The organism is Nonomuraea sp. NPDC050733 (assembly GCF_040654215.1).
In the GTDB taxonomy this organism is placed as follows: domain Bacteria; phylum Actinomycetota; class Actinomycetes; order Streptosporangiales; family Streptosporangiaceae; genus Nonomuraea.
Map to the genome: position 1 here is coordinate 238,407 of NZ_JBFAHO010000004.1, position 24,650 is coordinate 263,056.

The window sequence follows — 24,650 nt, forward strand, 5'->3', positions numbered from 1 at the left end:
AAGGACACTAGCAGACCAAATGAGAGCTGTATCTCGGTTGTTATGCTGACGGAGTGGCCAACGATGTCCCCAGACCCCAACGCGCCGACGCTGCACGCAACTACGACAAGATCGTGCGAGCGGCGCGAGCGGTCTACGCCGAACGTGGCCCCGACGCCCAGCTCGAAGAGATCGCCCGGCGCGCCGGAGTCGGCAACGCCACGCTCTATCGCCATTTCCCGGACAAGGCGGCCCTGATCCGGGCGATCCTCGACCAGACCTTCGCCGAGCACATCGCGCCCGTCATCGAGGAGGCGCTGGCCGACGACGACCCCCGGCGCAGCCTGGCCACCGTTCTGGAGGCCGCCCTGTCCCTGGCGATCCGCGAGCGCAACGTCCTGGCCACCGCCACCAACGTCGGCGCCCTCACCGCGAAGGCCGGGGCCCGGTTCTTCGAGTCGCTGACCCTGCTCACCCGCCGGGGCCAGCAGGCCGGCGTCATCCGCGCCGACCTGGTCCCCGAGGACCTGCTCAGGGCCATCGCCATGCTCGTCGGCGTGCTGCCGACGATGGACCCCCAGAGCGACGGCTGGCGGCGCTACCTGACCCTGGTGCTCGACGCCCTGTCTCCCGCGGCGGCCACCCCTCTGCCACCCGCGGTCCCCGTCGTGCCGGGCGGGTCAGGCAGGTGGATCTGACGCGGCGGGCCTGAGGCCGGCGAGTCTCCGAAAAGATTCCGGCCGGATGTGAAGAACGGGCGGACGGCTCCGACCTTCCCGTGACGGCGGCGCCGGAGGGGCGCCGCGGACGCGGGAGGCAGTGAGATGACCAAGGTCACGTGCGACATGGCGATGTCCCTCGACGGCTTCGTGGCCGGACCGCACCAGAGCCTGGAGAACCCGCTGGGCGAGGGCGCGGAAGAGTGCCTGCACCGGTGGATGTTCGAGGAGCCCGAGCGGCACGCCGCGGAGCTCGCGGGCATCACCGCGGCCGGAGCCTTCATCATGGGCCGCAACATGTTCGGCCCCGGCCGCGGCGCCTGGGACCTGGACTGGAACGGCTGGTGGGGCGACGAGCCGCCGTACCACGCGCCGGTCTTCGTGCTCACCCACCACCCGCGCGAGCGGGTGACGATGAAGGGCGGCACGACGTTCAACTTCGTCACCGGCGGGATCGAGGCGGCGCTGGCCCAGGCGCGTGAGGCCGCCGGCGACCGTGACGTCGCCGTCGCGGGCGGCGCCGCGACGGTGAACCAGTACCTGGCGGCGGGGCTCATCGACGAGCTGCGCCTGCACGTCGCGCCCGTGATCCTCGGCGGAGGCGAGCGGCTGCTCCGCGACGTCGGCGAGATCACCCTCGAACCCCTCGGCGCCCCCTCGGGCACCGGCCTCGTCACCCACCTGACGTACCGGGTGGTCCGGTAGCGGTGCCGCTGACCAGGCCGACGATCATGTAGGTGTGGGCGGTGTTGAGGATCTTCCGCATGTGTGACGTCCTTCAAGGTGTGCCGATACTCGGGCACCTCGACTGTGCGGACCGCCCGATCCCGCATCAGTGACGGATTCGGCAACGTCCCATTAACCCGTGGCTCAAGGATCGCGGAGCACCTCCTGTTCCTGGCCGGCGACCGTTCCGCCAACATCACCGGCACAGACCTCGTCATCGACGGCGGCTTCGTCCCCACCTGGTGACCGCGCCCGGTTCGCCGCGCATCGGGTCTCAGCGCTCGTCGAGGACCTGGCCGTTCAGGACGGTGGCGTCCTTGGTGAGCGCCATGGTCAGCGGCGCCTCCGGGAAGGTGGGGATGGCGGCGAGCGCGGCGCCCATCTGCCGGCCGGTCTCCCAGTGCCAGGTGTCGGCGTAGCTGCCGTCCTCGAGCCGGATCAGCACGGCGTGGGTGAGCCCGGGGTGGCCCTCCCGGACGGTCGCGATCAGCGAGCTGCGGCGGGCCAGGAACTCCTCCAGGTCGGCCTCGGCGACGGAGTAGCGGTGCGAGCGGACGACGGACATGTCGGTGTCTCCTTCTCCAGGTAGGGGTGGGGATTTCTCTCCAGGTAGGGGGTGGGTATCACCAGCTGCCGGCGACCTGCCGGACCGGGGCGTTCAGGCGGTTGAAGAGGTTGGTGACGGCGGTCATCAGCAGGATCGAGGCCAGCTGCTGCTCGTCGAAGTGGTCGGCGGCGTTGTTCCAGACCTCGTCGGAGACGCCGTCGGTGCGGTCCGCCAGTCGGGTCGAGGCCTCGGCCAGCTCCAGCGCGGCCCGCTCCGCGTCGGTGAAGTACGGAGCCTCGCGCCAGGCGGCGACCAGCCCGATGCGCTCGTCGCTCTCGCCGAGCTTGCGCAGGTTCTTCAGTCCGGCGTCCACGCAGAAGCTGCAGCTGTTGATCTGGCTGACCCGCAGGTGGATCAGCTCCATGAGCTCCTGGGGCAGACCCTGCGACTGGGCGGCCTTCATCAACTCCATGATCGGCTTCATCGCGGTGGGGATGACCGTGGCGGGGTTCTTCATCCGGGCTTCCATCGTGTTTCTCCGTCTCGGGTCGTGCTCGGTTCGTCTGAGATCAGAGTGGCCGCCCGGATTGATACATTCGCTATGCGCGCACGATGCGATGGTGATGGAGGGGACGATGCTGCGCTTCACCCTTCTCGGCCCCGTTCAGATGATCGTCGAGGGCGCGCCGCTGACCGGCATCGCCCCACGTCACCGGGCGGTGCTGGCCTACCTCCTGCTCAACGCCGGCCGGGTGATCAGCATCGAGCGGCTGATCGACGCGATGTGGGGCTACGACCGGCCCGACACCGCCCGATCGCAGATCCACGCCTCGATCACCGCGATCCGCAAGGTGCTGCGTGCCGCGGGAGCCGTACGTCTCCTGGAGACGCGGGCCGGCGGCTACGTCGCACAACCGGAGTCCGGGCAGGTGGACGCGCAGGAGTTCACCGAGCTGGTGGCCGCCGGCGAGCTGCGCGCGGCCCTGGACCTGTGGAGCGGTGAGGCGCTGGAGGACGTGCACGCGCATTACGTCGCCGGCGTCCGCGAGCTCTGGAACGACCGGCGGCTGTCGGCGTACGAGCGCCTGGTGGAGGACGAGCTGGCGGCCGGGCGGCACGACGACCTGCTCGACGAGCTCGCCGCCCAGGTGACCGCCGATCCGCTCCGCGAGAAGCTCAACGGCCACCTCGTCCTGGCCCTGCACCGGGCGGGGCGGCAGGCTGACGCCCTGGCCGCGGCGCGTGCCTACCGGGCGGCTCTCGCGGACGAGCAGGGGCTGGACCCGGGGCGCGCCTTCATCGAGCTTGAGCGGGCGGTCCTGGCGGACGATCCGTCCCTGCGGCCGGCCGACGCGCCGCCGGTCGTCTCCGGGCCGCCGCGTCGCTCCACGTTCCTGCCCTACGACATTCCCGATTTCTCCGGAAGGTCCGCCGAGCTGGAGCGGCTCGTGGACGACTACCGCGGGCCGGCGGTCGTCACGATCGACGGCATGGCCGGGATCGGCAAGACCACGCTCGCCGTCCACGTGGCCCACCGGCTGGCCGCCCGCTATCCGGACGGCCGGCTCTTCATCGACCTGCGAGCCCACACCGCGGGCCGGGAGCCGGTCGACGCCGCCGCCGCGCTGGAGGCCCTCCTCCGCCAGCTCGGGGTGCCCGCCGACCGCATCCCGGTCACGCCGGCCGAGCGAAGCGCCCTCTGGCGCGCCGAGCTGGCCGATCGCCGCGTGCTCGTCGTCCTGGACAACGCCTTCGACGCCGAGCACGTACGTCCCCTGCTGCCGGGACACTCCGACACCCTCGTCCTGGTCACCAGCAGGCGGCGGCTCGTCGACCTGGACGGCGCCCACGCCCTGTCGGTCGACGTGCTGGACGAGGCGGACGCCGCCGAGCTGTTCGAGCGCATCGTGGGCGAACGCGCTCGCCAGGAGCCGGAGGCCGTACGCGAGGTGCTGCGGCTGTGCGGGCACCTCCCGCTCGCCATCCGCATCTCGGCCGCCCGCCTCCAGCACCGCCCGCGCTGGACCGTGTCGTACCTGGCGGGCCGGCTGCGGGACCATCGCCGGCTCCTGGACGGGGTGTCGGCGGCCTTCACCCTCTCGTACGAGCAGCTCCACGAGGCCGAGCAGCACATGTTCCGCCTGCTCGGGCTGGTGCCGGGGCGCGACATCGACGCGTACGGCGCGGCCGCGCTGGCCGGGATCCCGGAGGAGGAGGCGGAGGAGCTGCTGGAAGCCCTCCTCGACGCCCACATGCTCCTGCAGCTCGAACCGGGCCGGTACACCTTCCACGACCTGCTCCGCGAGCACGCGCGCTCGATCGCCGAGGACGACGGCGCCGTCCTGCGGCTGCTCACCTACTACCTGCACCGCTCCCGCGCGGCGGTGGACCGGCTGTTCCCGGACAGCCTCAGCCAGCGGGAGGGCATCCCCCAGCCGGACGCCCCGATCGCCCCCATCCGCGACGCCGCGGAGGCGATCGCCTGGCTGGACGCCGAGCGCTCCAACATCATCGCGACCGCCGTCCACGGACCCGAGATCTGCCTGGGCATGCTCGCCCTGGCGATGCGCCCCTATCTCGACCGGCAGGCGCACCACGACGACGCGATCACCCTCCACACCCTGTCGCTCCAGCGCAGCCGCAAGCTGGGCCGCCGCGAGTTCGAGGCGCGCGCGCTCACCGACCTGGCCTGGACGTACTGGCGGCTCGGCGAGTACGAGCGCGCCGAGGAGCACGCCCGCCAGGCGCTCGACGCCTGCGAGGAGGCGTACGAACGGGCTCGGGCCCTGCTCACGCTGGGCAACGTGGCCCTGCGCCGGCGGCAGGACACGCAGGCGAAGCAGTTCCTCAAGCAGGCGCTCGACCTCACCCGGATCGGCGCCGACACCTGGGGCGAGGCCCACGTGCTCGGCATCCTGGCCCTCGTGCTGGAGCGGGCCGGCCGTCCGGAGGAGGCCCGGCGCCATCTCGACCTGGCGCTGGCGCTCCACCGCAAGGTCGGCAACCCGGCCGGAGCGGCGGCGACCCTCGACCACCTCGGCGTCGTCCTCCGGCATCAGGGCGAGCTCGTCCAGGCACGCACCCGGCACGAGCAGGCCGCGGCCCTCTACCGCAAGCTCGGCGACACCGCCGACGAGGCGGCCGCGATCAACGGGCTGGCCGAGGCGGCGGGCGACCCGGCTCGGGCGGTCGAGGAGCACACGGCCGCGCTCGCGCTCGCCGACCGGACCCGCAACCGGCCGGAGCAGGCGCGTGCTCACGACGGGCTGGCGCGCGCCCACCTCGCGCTCGGGCACGCGGAGCAGGCCTGCGAGCACGGTCGGCTGGCTCTCGTCCTCTACGGGGAGCTCGGCGTTCCGGAGGCCGAGGAGGTTCGCGCCTTCCTGGACCAGGCCTTCCTCACCGCGTGACTGAGCCGTCGGCGGCGGTGCGACCCTACGCGGCCAGCGCGCCGAGATGGGCGCGCACGACGTCCAGGCAGTCCTGACCGCTCACCAGCTCGGGATGCAGGACGGCGTTCATGCCGAGGCCGTCGACGAGCGCCGACAGCCGCTCGGTCTCCACGTCGAGCCGCAGCCCCCGGCGCAGGGCGCCCCCCGCCTCCAGGCGTTCGAGCACGCGGCCGACGAACGCGCGCGTGCCCACCGCGACCCGCCCGGCCAGGTCCCGCAGCGCGGGGTCGGTTCTGGAGGCGGTGGCGAAGTCGAGGAACACCGTGACCTCGGCGCGACGCCGCCCGTCGAGGGGCAGCAGCTCGCCCAGCAGCCGGACGGCCAGCTCCAGCCGTTCCTCCGCTGACAGCGCCGCCAGGTCGCCCGCCTCCTCGACCGCCGCCAGCAACCGCTCGCTCACCCGCTCGATCATCGAGGTCATCGCGAAGCGCATCAGCTCCTCCTGCGTGGCGAAGTAGTGGCGCAGGGAGCCGATGTTGAGCCGCGCCTCGGCGGCGACGGTGCGCAAGGACGCGCGTTGCAGCCCGTCGCGTACGACGACCCTGAACAGGGCGTCCACCACCTCGCGACGGCGTTCGACGGGATCGACCACTTTCGGCATCGCACTTTTATATCACGCTTGTGATAGTTTGTTTTTATCTCGCTTGTGATAAATCCTCTGGGAGGCCGTGATGATGCCCGCGAGAACGACGACCGCCGCCTGCGCGGCAGTGGCCACGCTCACCGGAGCCTGGCCGCTCGCCACCCCTGCCGTCCCTGTCACCGGCTTCCCCACACCGGTGCTGCTCGCTGACGCCGACCACGACGGCGAGGTCGACGCCGCGCCCGCGGCCGGGGAGGCGATCTTCCTGCCCAACCTCGACGACAGCGAGCGCCGCTGCCGGGTGGACGACGCCGACCTGGACGCTCCCGGCTGCGCGGCCGACGCCCGGCTGGCCGCCTGCCACGACGCCGCCGACGCCCGCGTGAACGGCGAGCGCGACGCGGCCGACCTGGCGCGGCTCCGGCTGCCCGCCATGCCCGGCCTCGGCGACGCCGCCACCGGACGGCTGAGCGTCGACGCCCCGGACAAGGTGCGGATCTTCGCCCGGCGCGACGGCGACCGCCCGGCCGGCGGCTTCCGGCCCGCGCTGCCCGAGGGCGGCGGCCTGCTCACCGCCGCGGAGCTGCGCGCCGGCCTGGAGCTCGGCGTCGAAGGACGCGACATCGTCCGCGACAGGACCCGATGGGACGGCCGGGTGACGATCACGCTCACCGTGGCCGACCGCGGCCGGCGCTCCACCGTCCGCGTCCGCATGCGCGAGGCGCCCCTGCTGCTCCAGAACGACCTGCAGCCGGCCGTCGAGGTGCTGGCGGGCAAGCCCGGTACGGGCCCGGGCGCACCGCCCGCGCTGCCCTTCCCCGACGGCCTGCCTGGCGGGTGGCGGGAGTTCGCCCGCGATCTGCGAGGCGCCACGCGCGCGGCCGGCGTGCGCTCGCCCAGGTTCGTCGCGGGCACGTCCCAGTGGTGGAAGGACACCTGGTGGCAGGACGTCTTCGAGCCGACCACCGCCTCCATGCCCGTGCCCGGCGACGTCAGGACGATGCGCGTGCTGGTCAGGTCGGGCAACGTGCTGGACCTGGGCGACGCGAGCGCGCCCACGCCCCGGCCCATGGCCCGGCTGCTCTTCCGCGACCTGCGCGGGCCGGGGGTCGCCGTGGTGCAGCAGCTCACCCTCACCCGCCGCGACCACCTGACCGACCTGCGCAACTCCACGGGCAACGTCGAATCGCTCCCGCCGTACGCCGGCCACCCGCAGGGACGGCTCGTGTACGGCACCGGCCGGACCCGGCGCCCCGACCCCGCCTTCGTCCGCCTGCTGACCGGCATGGGGCAGGGACTCCAGCCGCCCGTGGTGCTCGACACCGGCTGGCTGATGGTCGGCCACGTGGACGAGACCATGCACGTCGTCCGCGCAGGCAACGCGCGCGGATGGACCCTCATGGTCGCCGACCCCCGCATGGCCGCGCGGCTGTTGCGCCGGGCCCGGGCCGCCGGCGCCGGCGGCACCCGGCTGTTCCCCGGCTCCTCCACGGTCGAGGGGCTGCTGGGCGACCGGGCGCTCATGACCGCCAACGACCGGGCCGCGGGGCACATCGACGCGCAGCTCGACACCATGCTGGCCGCGACGGGCCTGCGGCGCTCGGAGATCGTGCGGGTGCCCGTGCTGTTCGGCGCGAGCCAGGCCGATCCGTCGCTGCTGAGGGCGTACACGCCCGGCATCCCCAACGGGCTGTCGCTGACGGCCCGCGACTTCGCCGCGCCCGACCCGCACGGCCCGGTCGTCGGCGGGCACGACCTGTTCCGGCAGACCGCGCGGCGCGCGCTGGCGGCCCAGGGCGTGCGCGTGCGCTGGGTGGCGGACCTGTCGTGGGCGCACCTGCTCGGCGGCGAGGTCCACTGCGCCACCAACGCCCTGCGCGACACCGGCTCGACCGCCCGCTGGTGGACGCGCTGACGCCCCCCTGCTCCCCCCCGGGCCGCCGGTCCCGCTCAGGCCCAGGGGCGGGGGAAGGCGTCGCCGTCCAACCGTTCGCCCGCGGCGAGCCCGAGAGGGTCGGTCACGACGTGCCCGCCCCCGCTGTAGCGGGTCGCCTCGTCCATGTAGATGGTGACGTGCGCGAGCCGGGCCTGGTCGGTGCGGTTGGGCAGCGCCATGTGGCCGGTGTAGCCGCTGTGGAAGGTGCAGTCGCCGGCGCGGAGCGGCACGGTGACGCGGGGGATCCAGCGCAGCGACGGGTCCATCGTGAACAGGTCCTCCTCATGGTGGAGGTCCTGCGGGCGCAGGCCGGTGCGATCCTGGGTGCCGGGCAGAAAGGTCATGCAGCCCCGCTCCGGCGGAACGTCGACCAGCGCTATCCACGCCGACAGCGGGAGCCGGTCACCCGCGTGCGGCCAGTACGGACGATCCTGGTGGAACTCGGTCGCGGCGTTGTTGTGCGGCTCCTTGACGAGCATCTGGTCGTGCCAGAGCCGCAGCGAGAACCCGGCGAGCTGCTCGGCGATCCGGCCGAGCCGCGGGTGGAACGTGAGCTCCCGCAGGGTCCGGTCGTGTTGCCAGACGTTGACCAGCTGGCTGAAGACGCCCCGCTTCTCCAGACTCTCCGCGCGATGCGTCTCCAGGAACGCCTCGGCGCTCGCCCGGAAGCGCTCGACCTCGCCGGGATCGAGGACGCCTCGTACTCGTACGAAACCGGATTCGCGGTACGCCGACACCAGCTCGTCCGACACCCGGCCGTCGGCGCCGACGTCGCTGCCGGGCTGCTCGATCGTGGTCGTGTCCATACTGACCTCCATGGTCATGCCATTGGGCTGCTGCAAGCGTCGCCGTTGGGTGCCGCCACGGGCTAGGCCGATTCCGGCGAGCAGTCGTATGATCCCGACATGCCTGCCACACTGCACGAGCACGCGCTGTTCGCCGGGAGCCCGGTCCTGGGAGGCGTTCACCACGTGGATCTCGACATCGAGCCGCACGCGCACGACTTCCTCGAGATCGCGGTGATCGGCGGCGGTCACGGCCGGCACGTGACCAGCCAGGGCGAGCACGCACTGCGGCGCGGGCAGGTCATCGTGCTCCGCCCCGGCGCCTGGCACGGCTTCCGGGACTGCAGCGACCTGACCGTCGCCAACTGCTGCCTGTCCGCCCAGGCGCTACGAGCCGAGCTGGCGGCGCTGTACGACATCCCGATGCTGCGCCGGATGCTGTGGACCGATCCGGTGGCGTCCGGCACGCACGGCGTGGCGGTCACGACCGTAGATCCGGCCGCCGCCGAGGAGACCATCGCGGAGATCAGCCTGCTGGAACGGGACCTCGGAGGCGCGCGGAGCCGGCCGGGCCGCGTGCTGGGCCGGCTGGTCACCGTGCTCGGCATCCTGGCCGACGGCCGCGACCCCGGACGGCAGACGTCCGAGCCCGTCGTTCACCCCGCCGTCGCCGCCACCGTCGCCCGCCTCGAGGCCGATCCCGCCCGGCCGTGGCGGCTGGACGATCTCGCCCGGGCGGTCAACCTGGATCCCGCCTATCTGGGCCGGCTGTTCGGACGGTACGTCGGGCTGACGCCGCTGGGCTTCCTGGCCCGGCTGCGGGCCGAGCGCGCCGCCACGTTACTGGCGCACTCGACCCTGCCGGCCGCCCGGGTCGGCGCCGCCGTCGGCTGGGACGACCCGACGTACTTCGCCCGCCGCTTCCGGACGCTGGTCGGACTGACACCCTCCGAGTACCGGCGCCACAGCCGAGGCGGCGACCTGGGCGACATGCGGTGAGCGGCCGGTGAGCGTGCGGTGAGCCGCCCACGCCACGGTTGACCCATGGCCGGGTCCGCACCGAGGACCGGCCCCGCAACTGAGGAGCTGACATGGGTTTCCTGGCAGGCAAGACGGCGCTGGTCACGGGTGGGTCGCGGGGCATCGGCCGGGCGGTGGCGCTGCGGCTGGCCGCCGAGGGCGCCGAGGTCGCCGTCCACTACGGCGGCAACGACGAGGCGGCTGAGCAGACCGTGGCCCGCATCGAGGAGGCGGGAGGCCGCGCGTTCGCCGTCCGGGCCCGCTTCGGCGAGTACGGCGAGGTGGACCGGCTCTTCGAGGGCCTGACGGCGGGGCTGGCGGGGCGCGGCCTGGACATCGTGGTCAACAACGCGGGCATCGGCTCCGGCAACCCGATCGCGCAGGTCACCCCGCAGGAGCTGGACCTGCTGCTGGCGATCAACGTCACCACGCCGTTCTTCGTGATCCAGCGGGCCCTGCCGCTGCTGAACGACGGCGGCCGCATCGTCAACATGGGCTCCACCGCCAGCCGCTTCGCGGTCTCCACGCAGATCGGCTACACCATTAGCAAGGCCGCGCTGGAGTCGATGGCCCCCTCGCTGGCCAACGAGCTCGGCCGGCGCGGCATCACCGTGAACACGGTCGCGCCCGGCGCGGTCCGCACCGACCTGACCGCGGGCTACACCTCCATCCCGGAGGTGGTCGCCGGACTGGAGGCGATCACCGCGCTCGGACGGCTCGGCGAGCCGGAGGACGTCGCCGACGTCGTCGCCTTCCTGGCCGGACCGCAGGGCCGCTGGGTGACCGGCCAGACCATCGACGTCTCCGGCGGAACGTATCTCGGCCCCATCGCCGCCGCCTGACCCTCGGGTGTCAGGGCTGGATCCGGCTCAGCGCCTGCATGGCCGCGCGCTCTATGCGGGCGAGTTCGCACAGGACCTCGCCCGCCTGTACGAGGCACCGCGCATCGCCTGCCTCACCGGCCTTCGTGATCAGCGCCGCGGCTTCCGTCCACAGGGTGGCGGCCTCTGTGTACAGCTCGTGGCCGGTGCGCAGGTGGCCGCTGTCGAGGAGCTGGATGCACTCGGCGAGGAAGTCGCGGTAGAGATTGCGGAACAGGGCGCCGCCGGTGCCGGCCTTCTCCATCAGGAGGGCGGCCTGCGGCAGGTCCCGCCGCGGGTCGTCGGTCCGCTGGAGCCAGGTGCGTACCAGCTTGCCGGCCTTGTCGATCCCACGGTGCCCCAGGTTGGCGATGGGCGGGTCGAGGAAGGCGCCGGCGCAGGCGGTGATGGCGGGAACGACCAGGTCCCGCAGGGAAGGCAGATCCTTCGGGGCGGTGAGGGTGAAGGACCGGTGCTTGGCGGTCATCGGGCCGCGCGCGGCCCTGGCCCGGGCGAGGCTGGTCAGGCTGGTGGATACCGCTCCGCCCTGCTGGTCGGTGTCCACCAGGTAGGCGTCATGGTCGTCGTAGCCGTACATGGCGACGACATGACCGCCGAAGTGCACCTTCGACCCGAAATAGTCCAGGTGGTAGCTGTCGAGCTGCAACCCGACGGGGTGGCCGGCGTCGATGGGGGCCGCCACGTTCTCCCATGCCCTGCGGGGGGAGGCGGTCTCCCGTACCACGAGCTCCAGCCCGAGCCTGGTGGCCAGGTTCCTGGTGAGCTCGAAAGGCTTGACCCGTCCGCCGAGGAAGGGGAAGTCCATGCTCTTGCTGTCCCAGTAGACGAAGGACAGACCGGAGCCGAGGCCGAAGAGCATGGGCTCGGACAGATCGACTCCTTGGTGCCGCAGCAGCACCCCCAGAGCCGTCGTCTCGCAGTGCTGCGTACCGCGGGTGTCGACGTCTCTCACCTTCGTCATGCCATGCTCTCCTCAACGGGGATGATCAGCCGGGCCATCAGGGCGATGGTCAGGGCCGGGTGCACGGCCATCATGGTGGACCCTCCCGCGGTGGGAGAGTCCACCCCGACCTGTTCCACGACGCCTTCACTCTGCTGTGCGGGCCCGGCCGCGAGGAATGGGCGCGCGCCGCGCAGAAGGTGGACGGCGTTCGTGCCCTGGCTCGCCGACGGCGTCCAGACCGCCGCCCTCCACGTTTAACCCCTGGCGCCGCGTGCAGAGGGCATGACGCGGATGCGGAATGACCACAGGGGGGCGACGTTCGAGTGGCCGATCAGGACAGCGGGCTCAGGCTGTGTCAGGTGGTGCTCGACTGCACCGACGCCAGGGCGCTGGCGGAGTTCTACCGGTCCCTGCTGGGCCTCGTCTACCGGCCCGGCGACGAGCCGCCGGAACCGACGGTCGACGACGAGCGGGGCCGCGACTGGCTGGTGTTGAGGACCCCGGACGGCGCTCCACAGCTGGCCTTCCAGCAGGTCGACAAACTGCCGGAGGCGACCTGGCCACAGGACGGGGTGCCGCAGCAGTTGCACCTGGACCTGACCGTGGCATCGGTCGAGGAGTTGCGGGCCCAGCATGAACGCGTCATGCGCCTCGGCGGCCGGCTCCTGCTGGACCGCATGGACGACGCCGAGGAGCCCCTGCGGGTGTACGCCGACCTGGCCGGACATCCCTTCTGCATCTTCGTCTCCAGGCGCGGCGCCTTCGCGGATCGTTGAACGGCTTCCCCTCGCTTCCGTCCGGAGGAAGCAACCAGCGGCCGGGGTGTTCACGAGTGGGGGTGACCTGGGGCGAGATGCAGTCCGGAAGATCGCTTCCCGGGGCGGCAGGTGATCGTTTCCCGGCCTGCACCTACGACGATTCCTGGCCCCGCCACTGGTTGTCCTCATACAGCAGGCCGAGCCGATCGATCCGCCATAGCTGTGCGAGCACGATGAGCGTCGCCCCGAAGGCGGTGGGCCAAACCTGCAGTGCGATCAGCCCCCATGCCAGCAGGAGGAATCCGGCGAGGCCGACCGGGATCAGCCACCGTAGGAGGGTTCGGTACTCCTGGGGCACCCGGTTCCGCTCCTGCAGCCACAGTCTCTCGCCGTAGATGCCCTTGGCCGCCCAGCTGTCCGCCGCTTCGAACGGGCGGAAGACGTGGGGATTGAGCCACAGCCAGACGATCACGGCGGCGACCGGGAGCAGCGACCACCAGCCGATCAAGGTCCGGCTCCAGATGGCGAGAATCATGCCGGGGATCGCGGCGAAGCGCGTGTAGACGCTCCACGGGTTGGCGTGCCGTTTCCATGCCTCGTCGGTCATGCGGAAGGCCTGGGCGACCGCGGACAGGGACTTCATACCGATCTCCAGCAAGGTGAGAGCGGCCGCGCAACCGTCTCCCCGTTCACGATGAACGCGGGACCCGCCGAGCGCCGGAATGCATCGTCCGAAGACCTGCGGACGCGGACGGACGACTTGCGTCCGCCCACCCACCGACGACTATGCTGTGAACGAAAAACCAATCTGTTCATATGGAGATACTATGCCGGCGGCGTTCTCCGAGGAAGAGCGGTCACGGATCATCGAGCAGTTGCTCGACACCGCCACCCGCCTCTTCTCGACCCAGGGCCTGCGCAAGACGTCCCTGGACGAGCTGACCGCTCCGGCGGGCATCGCCAAATCGTCGCTGTATGCCTTCTTCGACTCGAAGGAGGACCTGTACTTCGAGGCCGTGCTGCGGCAGAGCGAGCAGGTGCGGCGGCGCGTGATCGACGAGGGGCTCAACCGCGGTACCGACACTCGCGACGCGCTGCGGCGCTTCCTGCGCGCCACGGTCGCCGAACTCGACACCAACCCGCTCTACCGGCGGCTGATGTCCCATCCCGAGGAGATGGCCGCGGTCGCCGCGAAGCTCACCCCGGAGCGGATGGCCGCCGCCAAGGACGGCCCGATGGCCGACCTGCTCCAGTTCCTCGACGCCCATCTGGAAGGCGACCCGCAGGTACTGCTCGGCGTGCTGCGTGCGGTCTTGCTGACCCCGTTGCATGCCGAGCACCTGGGCGCAGAGATCTACCCGGCCGCGATGGACCGCCTGATCGACGCGGTCACAGAAGGGATCACCGCATGATGAACGGGCTGCCGTACCTGTCGGCCGGCGATGGACCACCCCTGGTCGTCCTGCTCTACACTCCGCAGGCGGCCAATCCGACGGGCCTGGCGCGCTGGTCCACGATGCGCATGGTGCGACCGTTCACCAAGCACTTCACGGTGTACGTCGTCAACCGTCCACCCGGGCTGCCATCGACCACGACGATGGCCGACCTCGCCGCGCTCTTCGCGCAAGCGATCAAGACCACCTTCGACGGCCCGGTGCACATGCTGGCCATCTCCACCGGCGGATCCATCGCCCTGCAACTCGCCGCCGACCACCCCGACCTGGTCGACCGCCTCGTCCTTGCGGGGACGGCCTTCACTCTCGGCCAGGTCGGCAGACGAGCCCAGCGCGCCTACATCCAGCGCGCACGCCAAGGCAAGCGGCCGAGCCCCGCGCTGGCCGAGATCGTCACCGAATCAGCGATCGGCCGGAGACTGCTCAAAGGCCTGCTCTGGCTGTCGGACGGCAGCCACAAGGACTACGCCGACGCCGTCACGGTGCTCAATGCAGAGGATGGCTTCGACCTGCGCGGACGGCTGCACGACATCAAGGCGGCCACGCTGCTGATCCAGGGCGGCAAGGACCTCGTCTACCCGCTGGAACTGGCCAGGCAGACGATCGAGGGCATCCCCGACGCCCAGCTCGTCGTCTACCCGGGCCGAAACCACAGCGGCACATTCACCGACAAGCGCTTCGCCCCCGACGCACTCGCCTTCCTGACAGACAGTTGATCAACGTGCGGGATCGCCAGGGGGCTCCTTGGGTGAGTGGCAGGGTGGGTTTCACCGGGACTGGTAGGCACCGGCCGATTCCAGGTGGGTCACGGTCGGCGGCTGGATGCAGATCTCGTTCAGCGCGGTCCGGTAGCGCTGGAAGGACGACAGGCGGTGGTGGGCGGCTTCGGCCGGGCCGCCGTCGGATTCGATGATGGCCATGAACTGGCCGGTGCCCTCAAGGCGGAAGGTCTCGTAGCGCAGTCGCGGCGGTCGGCTGCTCTCCAGGTCCGCGTAGACCTGTCGCAGCAACTCGAGGCTGTGGTCGACCAGTTCCGGCTTGACGGCGTAGCGGATCATCACACGCAATGCTGACTCCTGATGGCGCGACAACGGCGCAGGCTGTTTTCGTCGGACAGCCTGTCTTTCGTCGGACATGTTGTCTTTCATCGGACTTGCTGTCAAGCGAAGCGGTAGGCTCAAGGGCATGCCCCCTCCCCGCAAGTACGACCAGCGGCTGCGGGCCAAGGCCGCCGACCAGACTCGGCGCCGCATCTTGGACGCCGTCTACCAGCGCCTCGTCGAGGCCCCCTTCGAGCAGGTCAGCATGGACAAGGTCGCCAAGCTCGCCGAGGTGTCCCGCTCGACGATCTACACCGCTTTCGGATCACGCGCCGGCCTGTTCGACGCGCTCGGTATGGACCTGCTCCACCGCGGCGGGTTCACCGACATGGTCACCGCCGTCCTGCAACCCGACGCCCGGCGCGGGCTCCGCGACGGGATCACCGGCAACGTGCACATGTACGCCGCGCACCGAGACGTACTGCGCGCCCTGTTCTCCATGGCGCAACTCGACGCCGACGCCGTCGGCGGCACCGTCCGCCGGCTTGAGGACGGCCGCGCCCAGGGCATGAACGACCTGGCCCAGCGCCTCCACGATCAAGGCGCCCTCCGCGACGACGTCAGCATCGACCAGGCCGGTCACCTGCTATGGCTCCACAGTAGTTTCGACGCCTTCGACCTGCTGTTCACCGGACGATCACTGTCCGCCGACACCGTCGCCGCCCTGATGGCCCGCGCCGCCGAACACGCCCTCTGCCGCGCCGTGTGACCGCTTACCTCAGAGCACCAGGGATCGCCGCGCCCACGCCTACCGGCTGATCGACATGGCCATCACCGCCGACCGGCTGCTGTCGAGCGCCGCCGCCGCGACCGGGCTGTCTCCCGTGGGAGACAGCCTCGCCCTGTCCGGCCGCGCTCTGCTCGACGTCCGCGGCCAGGTCGAGCAGGTCGCCGCGGTGCCGGCCCGCCTGGCCGCACAGGCACGAGGCGCCGACCGCGAGCTGATCGAGGCCGGCGCCGCAGAGCTGCTGCGCCGCGCGATCGCCCAGGTCAGCGCCCCGACCCGGCCACCGGCCGGCGATCCTCGTATCCGCGTGGGCAGGGCCCTGGTGGAGCAGCTGTACGTGATGGCCGCCGAGATCGGACGGATGTGCCTGGAGATCACACCGGCGTATCTGCCGGAGGCCGAGGCCCCGGACGTCCTGGCCGTCTTCGCCGACGAGATCGGCACGGACCTGGCCACGGTGCCGCCCTACCGCCGCTACGCCCTCACCGCCCGACCGGCGCTGCCTCACCGGCATCCTGTGACCTACGTGGCGGCTCGCCGCAGCCCACAGGGGCTCCGGGCCCTCTAGTCGGCGTTGACGCAGGTGTTGCCGAAGGTCGGATTCAGCAGCCCGACAATGTCGATGGTGTTGCCGCACAGGTTGATCGGAACCTGGATGGGCACCTGGATGACGTTGCCGCTGATGACTCCCGGGCTGCCGGCGGCCACCCCCTGAGCGCGGGAGTCGGCACTGGCCGGGGCCGCTGCGGTGAGCATCACCCCGGCTGCGGCCAGGAACGGGAGCGCTGCGGTCACGGCGGATCGGTACATGGGATTCCTTCCCCGGGGCCGCCATCAGCGATGGCGTGGTGATGGGACGACGCCCACCCAATATTGCCAACAGTAATCAACTGACGCCAGAGAGTTCCTTAGCGGTTTGCTTCGCGTGTAGCGAGTCGGAGCAGGCCAAGGCGTCGATGAGGCCCTGCGGGCACACGCTCACTCGCCGGGCAGACGCTCATTCGCCGGGCAGACCTCGAACATGCGCCCATCACGCACAGCTACCTTGCCCCTGGTGACGGCGACCCGAGCGGAGGGCCGAGAACCCAGCACGCCATGACGAAGTGATGCTGCGGCTGGCGTGCCTGCGCGGCGAGCGCCGCCCGCGCCCATGGCGGCGGACGGCCGTGCCATGATCACCGCGCGCGGCTTGGACGCGCAGATGGGCCTACGTCTGACGTACTACCCGCAGAAACAACCAGTGGAGGCTCGGGTTCAACCCGGCCTCCACATGTGTGTTGAGTACGTGTCCGAGGGGCGTGTTGAACCGTTCGCCCATCTTCTTGAGCAGGGAGAACGATGGCTTGAGCTCGACTAGGCAGAGCCGACGGTTTTACAGCGCGTGACCGTTCCTACTGCTCGATGCTTCTGACCTGCGGCGCCATCCTGTCCGGCCGTCTCCACCAGCAAGATCTTGCACATATATTGCACGGTTCCCCCGACGTCACCGTGAGACGCTGAACCCTGTAGATCAACTGGCTGAGGCAGTCCCGCATGAACCGTACCGCCTGGAAATCGTTCCTGGAGCGCTGGAACGAAGACCTGTTTACCGTCCCTGACATGAGGCCGCAATCGGTGCTGGACAAGCCGGTCATCGACAGCTGGTTCGGGTTCCCGCCGGCCCCCATCGAGCAGGTGGACGCAGCGGAAAAGCGACTGGGGTGCGCGCTGCCGCCGTCGCTTCGTGAGTTTCTCCTAACAAGCGACGGCTGGCAGAGGGCGGGCTGCTTTGGGGGCGAGGTGCGCGGTACCGGTGAACTCGGGTGGCTGCGTGACCTGGAGCCGTGGTGGGTCGAGGCTTTCGACAGCGATGAGGGGACGGCCTTGATGCAGCGGGCGCTGCTGCTCTCGGAAGGGGCGGATGACGGCGTGCTGTTCCTCGACCCGGGAGACGCGGACGAGCACGGAGAATGGGCTGCCTACGAGCTGTTCTCCTGGTCCGATAAGGGACCGGAGCGGCACGGTTCCTTCGCCGAGTTGATGGATGACCTGCGTGCTGGCTTCTACGCTCTGCAGCACCCGCAAGGCCGGCCCTAGCGCGAGTGGATAGGGTGATCTAGCTTTGCGGTGGCCTCGAAATGAGAATGGCCCACTTGGCGCCTGTGGGCACCTCTACCGTGACGCGACGTACAGCTGGCTCGTCAGGGATCATGCTGATCCGAACGTTGCCAGGCCCGATGGAGCATTGGCGAGGCAGTTGTGACCGATCTACATGAACAATCATCGTCCCGCTTGCTCCAACGCAGTCCAAGGCGAGGCGGAACGACGCCCTCATCTTGAGTTTTGTGCTCCAGCCAGAGTTCTTGCCCTTGTCATCGACGTGGTGAAGCAACACCTTGCCTTTGACGCCTCGCGCAAGATCAGCGAGGGGGCGCATGGTTGCGGGTGGGTCGACCAAGCCACCCTGATCGCCTTGCCCAGGACCCGAAACTGCGCAACCAGCTAAGAGCGAGATGGCGGCGATGACCCAAACGAGCTTGCGCACATAGTCCCCCTGAGCGATCAAGACGGAACAAGATTAGGGCAGCGGCACTTCCCACACCGGTCACACAAGCCTGATCGTCCCGTCGCCGTCGTCCCACCCTGTAGGGTCCCACCTCAGATCAGTGTCGGGGTGTTTCGGCTGGTGGAGCCCAAGAGATTGAACTGCTGACATCCTGCTTTCAAAACGGCCCGATCATCGAGGACAACGGCTTCGACCTGCGCGGAGGACAGTCGAGTTAGCGATGGCTGCCGTACAAAGACACTCGCTCGTCCTTGTCATGGTCGATCTTCCCTGTGAGGAACAAGTCGCGTCGCCACGGCTTATGGGCGATGTTGATGACCCATTGCTCGTAGTACCAGTCCGTGCTGTAGCCGCTGAAGCGGAAATTGGCCTGGTAACGGGCACACTCTCCTGGTTCAAGCAAGAACACACGGCCGGGGAAACGGTTGGTCGGGTACGCCGACCACACTGGTGTCCGCACCGCTTCAACGGCTGCTTCGGACAACTGAAACAGCAGCCCATTGAGCTGTGCTGGAAGAGGGTGGCTGCCAATGACAGCAGTTGGCGCGTATCTGGTCCGTTCCTCGGCAAGGAGATCGTGGACGACGAGGGGTTCGTCGGGCATCGGCGGCAGCTCGAACGCCAAGGGAATCTCGCGTCGACGCTTGGCCTCAGCGGCGCCACGCGCTTGCTTTGTCCACCGGATCACGATCCGCTGCACGATCACCACGCTGTCTCCCCTGGGTCTGTTCAGCAAGTACGGATGCTAGCCGAACCGCATTAACAGCTCGGATCTCACTCGTCCCGATCAGTTCCACCTGGACCAACATGCGCGGCCTGCCCCGTCCGGGACGGCTTTGGTCGGCGCTGGATTGCAACTAGAACTGCAACTAGGAAGCAGCCACCACGGCCCCGCATGACCTCGATGGTGCATGTCGTTCCGCAGAGTCATCCCCTCCTCGATCGCCCATGGCCGAGAAACCCGCTTGTCCGTATGATCGCCCAATGTCTGATGGAAAGTGCACCTACTGCGGCCACCAGGGCCTGGAGCCGGGTTTCCTGGCCGACCGTCAACAGCCCGGCTTCGGCGTCTGGGTGGAAGGGGAACTGGAACGGGGCGTATTCGGCGGAGCCAAGCTGATGGGCCGCCCCAAATGGCTGGTGGACGCCTATCGCTGCTCGCAGTGCTCCCACTTGGAACTCTTCGCCAGCCGCGAACTGTAACCCGTAACGGACACGGAAAATCGACTAGAAGCCCGGAAAGATCAGGCCAGGCGGGGAAGCGTTCCCAGGTCTGGCCTTTCTTCGCTGGAGCAGGTGACGATGCCCGCGCATGCCTGATCATCTACCAGCGATCCGCCTCGGACTCGGGCCACGCAGAGATACCCGTAATCCGGTGGGCCGGGGCTGAAGCACGATGCCCCGGACCTTCGATCGCCCCCAGGCACATACGGCGGACAGCCATGCCGTGGCGATCGTAGGGCTGCATCTGTGCGGCGGTGCGGCAACCCCGGTCGATGCGTTCGGTCGGTACGGCGGGGCCGGCGCGCCGTGCCCGGCCCGGTGTTCCGCCGCCGTCTGGGACCGGCCCAGCCCGCACGCCCGGACGGCGGGCGGGCGAAGGGCCAGGAGTACGGCGGCGCGGCGCGCCGCCGCTTGATCCTTAAGAGAGTAATTCGGCAACGCTCGCGCGATGCTAGGCGGACCAAACCCGGAAAGCCAAGATCTACGCCAGTCTCGGCCCGGAGCTGGTCTACCACCCCTCACAACACAAAGTCCTGGTCGCCGTCTCCAGCGACCAGGACCATATGGGGTACGGGTCTGTGTCCGAGGGGGGACTTGAACCCCCATGCCCCGCAAAGGGCACTAGCACCTCAAGCTAGCGCGTCTGCCTATTCCGCCACCCGGACTTGGTGCCTGCACGTGGGACCGTCATCCCGCGTCGGCTCAGTAAGGTTAGCAAACTCTGAGGGGTGCGTGATACCGCGAATCCCGGAGAGCGGGTGGCGCGGCGTCCGACGGCCTGCGCGGGCCCGGGTGGCGCCGTTCCAGGCAGTCTGTCGCGGCGGCCTTTTCCTTGGTCGCGTACACGAGCAGCCGTGGTCGCGTGCACGTGCAGGCCGCCCGCCGCCCAGAGGCGTCGCCAGGGCCCCGGTCTCCCCTTCGAGCCGTCTCGCTGTCGACGCGTCTTCCTGCCGGAGCTGCCGGAGCTGCCCAGGCTGTCGGCCTCAGCCCCGGCCGGCCGCCTCCACCCCATTTCGGCCCGCCTCCGCCCAGGCTCCGGCTCCGCGCCGGTCGCCGCGCCATGGGAGGGAACTGCGGGTGAATCGGGGGAGCGCGGTGGTTCGAGGGTCCGAAGCTTGACTGATTCATGGGTCTCCGCTGAAAACCGCTTGCGATCACCTTGGGTGCTGGTACGGTTACGCATCGTTGAGGGGTGAGTCCAGGGACCGGCCTCATGACGTGAGGTCGGTTCCGGATACGGGGAGGTCACGTGACACGCACGCCGGTGCGACGACTGAGGGCGATGGCCCGAGTCGTGCTCCGCGTGCCCGTGCCCGTGCCCGTAGCCGTTCCGGCAGGCGAGGCGATCACCGAGCGGGCGCACCGGATGGCGCGGTTCGCGGCCGGTGCCCGCCGGGTGGTCGCGCGGGCAGCAGTGGTAGGCGGCGTGATCGCCGCCGGCTGGTTGCTCGCCGTCCTGTTCGGGACGCTTCTCTCCGCCGCTCCGGCCGCCGCGAGCACCGGGACGGCGGGCTCCACCGCCACCGGCGCGACCGCGACGGCCGCGACAGTGCCAATGACAACAGTGGCAATGACAGAGGCGGTGCCAGAAGCAGCCACGGGAGTCAGCGGCTCCCACTCCGTCACCCCCGACGCCGTCACCGGGTCCTTCGCGGACGGTTTCCCCACGGGCGACGGTGCCGTCTCGGCGGCGGACAACGCCGAGGCGATGGCAGGGCGCACGGTCGACGGGCTGACCAGCCAGTCCGACCCCGGCCTGCCGCCTTCCTCCACCGCGAGCAAGATCCTGGGCACCGATGGACTGGTGCCGGGCGGCGGTGGCGGCCCGTTCGGGCCAGGTATGGGGGACGTCGCGAGGTCATTCATCGACCCGCGGCCCGAGGCTGGACGCGCCGTCGTGGCGCGCGTGCTTCCCCCCGTCGTCCGCACAGCGGCGGACGACCCTTCTTTCTCACCTGACTGATCCACGCCGTTGATGCCGGTCCTCACGGGCCGGCGGCGGAGCGCGGCCATGGCCCGCACCCGCCGGGGGCCGACACGGCCTCACTCGCCACCGGGCCGGCACGGCCCGCACCCGTCACGAAGGCGCGAGGCCGGCCGAAGAGGCCGGACGGCCGCTCACGCGACGGGCCCGGCGAGAGGCGGGAGTCGTGGTTCGCGTGCGCGACGGGTCGGCGAGGGACGGGAGCCACGGTTTCCGTCCGCGACGGGCCGGGCTCGCCGGCGACAGGCCGGCGGCGCAGTAAGCCCGCTCTCACGAATCGGCGGGGCACGAGCCTCTCCGAATCGGCAGGGCACAGCTCCACCGAATCGGCGGGGCATGAGCCCCTCCGCCGGCGGGCGACACGTCAGTCATCACTGGTTCGCGGTCGCGAGGTCCCGCTGTACGGCGACGCGTCACGCTCCCGTACGGCCTCGCCGCCGCGAACCGTCAGGCGCAATTCATTCCCCCCAGAAGTCATAGGAGCATTCATCATGCGTACGTGGGCGAAGGCTTCCACACCCGCGGCTCTGCTCGCGGTCGCGGTCATGTCGTTCGGCAGCGGCACCGCCCTGGCCGACACCTCCGGCGACCACTCCATCGGCGGCGGCAACCAGGTCAACCTGCCCGTCACCCTGCCGATCGACATCAGCGGCAACTCCGTCGCCGCGGTCGGCGAGTCCCACGCCGTCTCCCAGGGCGGCGCGTCGGTGGAGAACACCGGCCGCTCCAGCATCCCCGGCAAGACGTCCGGCGACTCCAGCATCCTCGGCGGCAACCAGGTCAACGCACCCATCACCGCCCCGATCAACGCCTGCGGCAACGCCGTCTCCCTGTTCGGCAGGTCCGACGCCGGCTGCAAGGGCGGCGCCACGGTCAAGAACAACGGGCGCGGCGGCCCCGGCGGCAACCGTACCTCCGGTGAGCACAGCGTCCTCGGCGGCAACCAGGTGACGGCGCCCATCACCGCGCCGATCAACGCCTGCGGCAACGCGGTGGCCGTCTTCGGCGAGGCGACCGCCGGATGCAAGGGCGGCGCGTCGGTCAAGAACACCGGCCGCGGTACCGGCACCGGCCGCAACACCACCTCGGGCCGTAACTCCGTGCTCGGCGGCAACCAGGTCGTGGCGCCCATCAGCGCCCCGATCAACGTCTGCGGCAACGCCGTCGCGGTGGTGGGCGAGGCGTTCGCGGGCTGCAAGGGCGGCTCGTCCGTCACGACCGGGCGCCCGGGCGGGCACCCCGGCGGCGGTTACGGCCACGGCCACGGCGGGCACGGCGGATCGGGCTCGTCCGGCAACGACACCGACGGGCGGTTCGGCGCCGGCAGCGGCAACCAGGTCATCGCCCCGATCAGCCTGCCCATCACCGCCTGTGGCAACGCCGTGGGCAACGCGGCCGCCGGGTGCAAGGGCGGCTCGTCCGTGGAGAACACCGGCCGCGGGACGGGCGCGGGTGGCAACACCACGTCCGGGCGTTCGGGCGTGCTGAGCGGCAACCAGGTCGTCGCGCCGATCACGGCTCCGATCAACGTGTGCGGCAACGCGGTCGCCGTGCTCGGCGGGGCCTTCGCCGGGTGCAAGGGCGGCGCGTCGGTGAAGAACGACGGCGGCCGGGGCGCGGGCGGCAACCGGACCTCCGGGCGTTCGGGCGTGCTGAGCGGCAACCAGGTGGTCGCGCCGATCACCGCTCCCATCAACGCCTGCGGCAACGCCGTCGCGGCCCTCGGCCTGGCCGAGGCGCACTGCAAGGGCGGCGCCGGCGTCTCGCCGCAGCAGGGCTCCGGCGCGGGTGGCAACACCACCTCCGGGCGTTCGGGTGTGCTGGCCGGCAACCAGGTGGTCGCGCCGATCACCGCTCCGATCAACGTGTGCGGCAACGCGGTCGCCGTCCTGGGCGACGCGGCCGCCGGATGCCTCGGCGGGGCGCACGTCGGCAAGCCGGCCGACGACGGCCACGGCGGCCACCCCGGCCACGGCGGCCCGATCCGTCACCCGTACGCGGCTCCCGGCGCACAGGGCGGCGGGATGCTGCCGGCCCTCCCGGCGGTCCCGGCCGTCGGCGGCCTCCAGGGCGCCGGGAACGTGGCGCGTCAGATGCAGGGCGCCGGTAACCTCCCGGTCGTGGGCGACATGTCCGACTCGCTGGGCCTGCCGGTCCTGCCGTCGCTGCCGGGCCTGCCCGACCGTCCTGCCCGGCCCGCCGTGCAGCCGGTCAAGCCCGCCAAGCCCGCCAAGCCCGCCAAGCCGGTCAAGCGCGCCAAGCACGCCAAGGAGGTCGCGTCCAACACGTCCGGCCCACTGTCCGCGGTCGCCCCGGCGACCTCGCTGGTCGCGGCCACGCCGGTCGGTGGCGCCGCCACCTCGGCCGCGCGCTCCCTTCCGGTCGGCGACATCGGCCTGATGAGCGCCGCGCGGCCCGCCGGGGTCACGGGGATGAGCTTCGGCGCCCTGGTCGCGCTGCTGATGGGCGCGATGTGCGCCGCCTCGGCGACGCTGTTCGCGGCCACCCGCCGCTTCCGTCTCGGCGGGAAGTAGGCACCCCGCCGCTTCCGCCTCGGCCGGAGGTAAGCACCCGCTTCGGCCGGGAACGAGCGGCCCGCCGCTCCCCTTCGGCGGGAAGTGAGCGCCCGGCGTGAAGTGCCGGAGGTGGGCGGTCCCCCGCGTGGGCCTCGATCCGGGGTACGTGGCCGATCTCACCTCACGTCCCGGGGCTCTCACTCCACGGTAAGAGCACCCGGAACGGCAGCCGCAAGCACATAAGAAGAAGAGGTACGGTCAGGCCCCCACGCCATGGGCGGCCGGACCGAAAACCCCGCCCGTCTCCGCACCAGGAGGCGGGCGGGTCCACAGACGCTTTGCCCGTCTCGGGGGCGCGGCCCGGGACGGGCAAAGCCATGTGCGCGTCGGGACGGGCGCGTACCAGGAGGTGGCGTACGTTGAGGAAAGTCACAGGGTGCGGCGGACGCGCATGACCTTGCGGCGCAGCCGCACCTGCCGGCTCCCGTCGGGGTGCAGGCGCACCCGCGAGAGCTCCCACTGGCCGTACTCCGCGTGCTCGGTCAGCAGCTGACGTGCGGCTTCGCGGGAGAGATCGCGCGGAATGAAGATATCCATGTAGGAGTAGTCGAGCACAACGATTAGTCTCCAGGGTGAGTCAGGGCGCGGTGCCGCTCGTTGGGCCTTATTCTGCGTGCTTGTGGGTGGACCCGAAAGCTAGTGGGTAGCCCCGGGGGAAGGAAAATTCCGCGAGTCGGGTTACCTTTCAGATCTGTGCCGGCTCCCGGCAGG

General features: G+C 70.7%; 27 protein-coding genes and 1 tRNA gene. 16 read left to right on the top strand and 12 right to left on the bottom strand.

What is annotated here, in order from left to right; genetic code table 11:
- Window positions 1–53: 53 nt before the first annotated feature.
- From AB0H64_RS10740 to AB0H64_RS10750, 3 genes are all read left to right on the top strand, one after another.
- Window positions 54–677 (top strand): helix-turn-helix domain-containing protein, encoded by a 624-nt coding sequence (locus tag AB0H64_RS10740; protein WP_357622626.1) that lies wholly within the window; start codon window positions 54–56, stop codon window positions 675–677.
- A gap of 126 nt (window positions 678–803) precedes the next feature.
- Window positions 804–1,403, top strand: coding sequence for a dihydrofolate reductase family protein (locus tag AB0H64_RS10745; RefSeq protein ID WP_357622628.1), 600 nt, complete (start codon window positions 804–806; stop codon window positions 1,401–1,403).
- Window positions 1,404–1,466: 63 nt separating this feature from the next.
- Entirely contained in the window at window positions 1,467–1,670 is a 204-nt protein-coding gene (locus tag AB0H64_RS10750) for a hypothetical protein (RefSeq protein ID WP_357622630.1), read from the top strand.
- Window positions 1,671–1,698: 28 nt separating this feature from the next.
- Here AB0H64_RS10750 and AB0H64_RS10755 read toward each other — a convergent pair whose 3' ends face one another.
- Both AB0H64_RS10755 and AB0H64_RS10760 read right to left on the bottom strand, forming a co-directional pair.
- Window positions 1,699–1,989 (bottom strand): hypothetical protein, encoded by a 291-nt coding sequence (locus AB0H64_RS10755; protein WP_357622632.1) that lies wholly within the window; start codon window positions 1,987–1,989, stop codon window positions 1,699–1,701.
- Between the two features lie 58 nt (window positions 1,990–2,047).
- Window positions 2,048–2,500 carry a carboxymuconolactone decarboxylase family protein gene (locus AB0H64_RS10760; protein ID WP_357622633.1) on the bottom strand — a complete coding sequence of 151 codons (453 nt, stop codon included), beginning with the start codon at window positions 2,498–2,500 and terminating at the stop codon, window positions 2,048–2,050.
- Between the two features lie 106 nt (window positions 2,501–2,606).
- Here AB0H64_RS10760 and AB0H64_RS10765 point away from each other — a divergent pair, with 106 nt between their 5' ends.
- Entirely contained in the window at window positions 2,607–5,381 is a 2,775-nt protein-coding gene (locus AB0H64_RS10765) for a BTAD domain-containing putative transcriptional regulator (RefSeq protein ID WP_357622635.1), read from the top strand.
- A 25-nt stretch (window positions 5,382–5,406) separates the two neighbouring features.
- Here the strand turns inward: AB0H64_RS10765 and AB0H64_RS10770 are convergent, their stop codons facing one another.
- Window positions 5,407–6,024 (bottom strand): TetR family transcriptional regulator C-terminal domain-containing protein, encoded by a 618-nt coding sequence (locus AB0H64_RS10770; RefSeq protein WP_357622637.1) that lies wholly within the window; start codon window positions 6,022–6,024, stop codon window positions 5,407–5,409.
- 70 nt (window positions 6,025–6,094) lie between these two features.
- On the opposite strand from AB0H64_RS10770, the gene AB0H64_RS10775 reads away from it, so the two are divergent.
- Complete coding sequence (locus AB0H64_RS10775) at window positions 6,095–7,921, top strand: protein-arginine deiminase family protein (RefSeq protein WP_357622639.1); 1,827 nt, start codon at window positions 6,095–6,097, stop codon at window positions 7,919–7,921.
- Between the two features lie 35 nt (window positions 7,922–7,956).
- On the opposite strand, the gene AB0H64_RS10780 is transcribed toward AB0H64_RS10775, so the two are convergent.
- Entirely contained in the window at window positions 7,957–8,748 is a 792-nt protein-coding gene (locus tag AB0H64_RS10780; protein WP_357622641.1) for a phytanoyl-CoA dioxygenase family protein, read from the bottom strand.
- A gap of 99 nt (window positions 8,749–8,847) precedes the next feature.
- On the opposite strand from AB0H64_RS10780, the gene AB0H64_RS10785 reads away from it, so the two are divergent.
- Window positions 8,848–9,726, top strand: a complete 879-nt coding sequence (locus AB0H64_RS10785; protein WP_357622642.1) for an AraC family transcriptional regulator — start codon at window positions 8,848–8,850, stop codon at window positions 9,724–9,726.
- Window positions 9,727–9,818: 92 nt separating this feature from the next.
- Complete coding sequence (locus AB0H64_RS10790) at window positions 9,819–10,589, top strand: SDR family oxidoreductase (RefSeq protein ID WP_357622643.1); 771 nt, start codon at window positions 9,819–9,821, stop codon at window positions 10,587–10,589.
- 10 nt (window positions 10,590–10,599) lie between these two features.
- Here the strand turns inward: AB0H64_RS10790 and AB0H64_RS10795 are convergent, their stop codons facing one another.
- Both AB0H64_RS10795 and AB0H64_RS10800 read right to left on the bottom strand, forming a co-directional pair.
- The gene (locus AB0H64_RS10795) at window positions 10,600–11,589 is read right to left on the bottom strand and encodes a BtrH N-terminal domain-containing protein (protein WP_357622645.1); all 990 of its coding nucleotides are present in this window, start codon (window positions 11,587–11,589) and stop codon (window positions 10,600–10,602) included.
- A complete protein-coding gene (locus tag AB0H64_RS10800) occupies window positions 11,586–11,708 on the bottom strand; it encodes a hypothetical protein (RefSeq protein WP_357622647.1) in 123 nt (40 codons plus the stop codon). Before AB0H64_RS10800 ends, AB0H64_RS10795 begins: the two co-directional genes overlap by 4 nt.
- Window positions 11,709–11,894: 186 nt before the next feature.
- Here AB0H64_RS10800 and AB0H64_RS10805 point away from each other — a divergent pair, with 186 nt between their 5' ends.
- Window positions 11,895–12,347 carry a VOC family protein gene (locus AB0H64_RS10805; protein ID WP_357622649.1) on the top strand — a complete coding sequence of 151 codons (453 nt, stop codon included), beginning with the start codon at window positions 11,895–11,897 and terminating at the stop codon, window positions 12,345–12,347.
- 133 nt (window positions 12,348–12,480) lie between these two features.
- Here the strand turns inward: AB0H64_RS10805 and AB0H64_RS10810 are convergent, their stop codons facing one another.
- Complete coding sequence (locus AB0H64_RS10810; protein ID WP_357622651.1) at window positions 12,481–12,972, bottom strand: DUF6653 family protein; 492 nt, start codon at window positions 12,970–12,972, stop codon at window positions 12,481–12,483.
- 184 nt (window positions 12,973–13,156) lie between these two features.
- Between AB0H64_RS10810 and AB0H64_RS10815 the strand changes: the two genes are divergently transcribed.
- Window positions 13,157–13,741 (top strand): TetR/AcrR family transcriptional regulator, encoded by a 585-nt coding sequence (locus AB0H64_RS10815; protein WP_357622653.1) that lies wholly within the window; start codon window positions 13,157–13,159, stop codon window positions 13,739–13,741.
- Entirely contained in the window at window positions 13,738–14,499 is a 762-nt protein-coding gene (locus AB0H64_RS10820; protein WP_357622654.1) for an alpha/beta hydrolase, read from the top strand. The genes AB0H64_RS10815 and AB0H64_RS10820 overlap by 4 nt, the downstream gene beginning before the upstream one ends.
- Window positions 14,500–14,550: 51 nt before the next feature.
- On the opposite strand, the gene AB0H64_RS10825 is transcribed toward AB0H64_RS10820, so the two are convergent.
- Window positions 14,551–14,931, bottom strand: coding sequence for a hypothetical protein (locus AB0H64_RS10825; RefSeq protein WP_357622656.1), 381 nt, complete (start codon window positions 14,929–14,931; stop codon window positions 14,551–14,553).
- Between the two features lie 37 nt (window positions 14,932–14,968).
- On the opposite strand from AB0H64_RS10825, the gene AB0H64_RS10830 reads away from it, so the two are divergent.
- Together AB0H64_RS10830 and AB0H64_RS10835 are read left to right on the top strand one after the other, a co-directional pair.
- Window positions 14,969–15,592, top strand: coding sequence for a TetR/AcrR family transcriptional regulator (locus AB0H64_RS10830; protein ID WP_357622658.1), 624 nt, complete (start codon window positions 14,969–14,971; stop codon window positions 15,590–15,592).
- Between the two features lie 55 nt (window positions 15,593–15,647).
- The gene (locus tag AB0H64_RS10835; RefSeq protein WP_357622660.1) at window positions 15,648–16,178 is read left to right on the top strand and encodes a hypothetical protein; all 531 of its coding nucleotides are present in this window, start codon (window positions 15,648–15,650) and stop codon (window positions 16,176–16,178) included.
- Here AB0H64_RS10835 and AB0H64_RS10840 read toward each other — a convergent pair.
- Entirely contained in the window at window positions 16,175–16,366 is a 192-nt protein-coding gene (locus tag AB0H64_RS10840) for a chaplin (RefSeq protein WP_357622979.1), read from the bottom strand. The genes AB0H64_RS10835 and AB0H64_RS10840 overlap by 4 nt on opposite strands.
- 777 nt (window positions 16,367–17,143) lie before the next feature.
- Between AB0H64_RS10840 and AB0H64_RS10845 the strand changes: the two genes are divergently transcribed.
- Complete coding sequence (locus AB0H64_RS10845; protein ID WP_357622662.1) at window positions 17,144–17,686, top strand: SMI1/KNR4 family protein; 543 nt, start codon at window positions 17,144–17,146, stop codon at window positions 17,684–17,686.
- 683 nt (window positions 17,687–18,369) lie between these two features.
- On the opposite strand, the gene AB0H64_RS10850 is transcribed toward AB0H64_RS10845, so the two are convergent.
- Window positions 18,370–18,864: a hypothetical protein gene (locus AB0H64_RS10850; RefSeq protein WP_357622663.1), complete on the bottom strand. Its 495-nt coding sequence runs from the start codon at window positions 18,862–18,864 to the stop codon at window positions 18,370–18,372.
- Between the two features lie 275 nt (window positions 18,865–19,139).
- Here AB0H64_RS10850 and AB0H64_RS10855 point away from each other — a divergent pair, with 275 nt between their 5' ends.
- On the top strand, window positions 19,140–19,358 hold the full coding sequence (locus tag AB0H64_RS10855) for a hypothetical protein (protein WP_357622665.1): 219 nt from the start codon (window positions 19,140–19,142) through the stop codon (window positions 19,356–19,358).
- Between the two features lie 600 nt (window positions 19,359–19,958).
- On the opposite strand, the gene AB0H64_RS10860 is transcribed toward AB0H64_RS10855, so the two are convergent.
- Window positions 19,959–20,044: transfer RNA gene (locus tag AB0H64_RS10860), tRNA-Leu, on the bottom strand.
- Window positions 20,045–20,628: 584 nt separating this feature from the next.
- Here AB0H64_RS10860 and AB0H64_RS10865 point away from each other — a divergent pair.
- Both AB0H64_RS10865 and AB0H64_RS10870 read left to right on the top strand, forming a co-directional pair.
- Entirely contained in the window at window positions 20,629–21,342 is a 714-nt protein-coding gene (locus tag AB0H64_RS10865) for a hypothetical protein (RefSeq protein WP_357622667.1), read from the top strand.
- Between the two features lie 512 nt (window positions 21,343–21,854).
- Window positions 21,855–23,897, top strand: coding sequence for a chaplin family protein (locus tag AB0H64_RS10870; RefSeq protein WP_357622668.1), 2,043 nt, complete (start codon window positions 21,855–21,857; stop codon window positions 23,895–23,897).
- Between the two features lie 411 nt (window positions 23,898–24,308).
- On the opposite strand, the gene AB0H64_RS10875 is transcribed toward AB0H64_RS10870, so the two are convergent.
- Window positions 24,309–24,494, bottom strand: a complete 186-nt coding sequence (locus AB0H64_RS10875; RefSeq protein ID WP_310707981.1) for a DUF5703 family protein — start codon at window positions 24,492–24,494, stop codon at window positions 24,309–24,311.
- Between the last annotated feature and the right edge of the window lie 156 nt (window positions 24,495–24,650).

Coding starts and splice junctions, on each gene's coding strand:
- AB0H64_RS10820 (WP_357622654.1), top strand. CDS start 13,738: ATGATGAACGGGCTGCCGTACCTGTCGGCCGGCGATGGACCACCCCTG.
- AB0H64_RS10770 (WP_357622637.1), bottom strand. CDS start 6,024: ATGCCGAAAGTGGTCGATCCCGTCGAACGCCGTCGCGAGGTGGTGGAC.
- AB0H64_RS10830 (WP_357622658.1), top strand. CDS start 14,969: ATGCCCCCTCCCCGCAAGTACGACCAGCGGCTGCGGGCCAAGGCCGCC.
- AB0H64_RS10790 (WP_357622643.1), top strand. CDS start 9,819: ATGGGTTTCCTGGCAGGCAAGACGGCGCTGGTCACGGGTGGGTCGCGG.
- AB0H64_RS10825 (WP_357622656.1), bottom strand. CDS start 14,931: ATGAAAGACAACATGTCCGACGAAAGACAGGCTGTCCGACGAAAACAG.
- AB0H64_RS10815 (WP_357622653.1), top strand. CDS start 13,157: ATGCCGGCGGCGTTCTCCGAGGAAGAGCGGTCACGGATCATCGAGCAG.
- AB0H64_RS10775 (WP_357622639.1), top strand. CDS start 6,095: ATGATGCCCGCGAGAACGACGACCGCCGCCTGCGCGGCAGTGGCCACG.
- AB0H64_RS10785 (WP_357622642.1), top strand. CDS start 8,848: ATGCCTGCCACACTGCACGAGCACGCGCTGTTCGCCGGGAGCCCGGTC.
- AB0H64_RS10810 (WP_357622651.1), bottom strand. CDS start 12,972: ATGAAGTCCCTGTCCGCGGTCGCCCAGGCCTTCCGCATGACCGACGAG.
- AB0H64_RS10765 (WP_357622635.1), top strand. CDS start 2,607: ATGCTGCGCTTCACCCTTCTCGGCCCCGTTCAGATGATCGTCGAGGGC.
- AB0H64_RS10760 (WP_357622633.1), bottom strand. CDS start 2,500: ATGGAAGCCCGGATGAAGAACCCCGCCACGGTCATCCCCACCGCGATG.
- AB0H64_RS10745 (WP_357622628.1), top strand. CDS start 804: ATGACCAAGGTCACGTGCGACATGGCGATGTCCCTCGACGGCTTCGTG.
- AB0H64_RS10845 (WP_357622662.1), top strand. CDS start 17,144: ATGAACCGTACCGCCTGGAAATCGTTCCTGGAGCGCTGGAACGAAGAC.
- AB0H64_RS10795 (WP_357622645.1), bottom strand. CDS start 11,589: ATGACGAAGGTGAGAGACGTCGACACCCGCGGTACGCAGCACTGCGAG.
- AB0H64_RS10780 (WP_357622641.1), bottom strand. CDS start 8,748: ATGGACACGACCACGATCGAGCAGCCCGGCAGCGACGTCGGCGCCGAC.
- AB0H64_RS10855 (WP_357622665.1), top strand. CDS start 19,140: ATGTCTGATGGAAAGTGCACCTACTGCGGCCACCAGGGCCTGGAGCCG.
- AB0H64_RS10835 (WP_357622660.1), top strand. CDS start 15,648: ATGGCCATCACCGCCGACCGGCTGCTGTCGAGCGCCGCCGCCGCGACC.
- AB0H64_RS10755 (WP_357622632.1), bottom strand. CDS start 1,989: ATGTCCGTCGTCCGCTCGCACCGCTACTCCGTCGCCGAGGCCGACCTG.
- AB0H64_RS10870 (WP_357622668.1), top strand. CDS start 21,855: ATGCGTACGTGGGCGAAGGCTTCCACACCCGCGGCTCTGCTCGCGGTC.
- AB0H64_RS10840 (WP_357622979.1), bottom strand. CDS start 16,366: ATGCTCACCGCAGCGGCCCCGGCCAGTGCCGACTCCCGCGCTCAGGGG.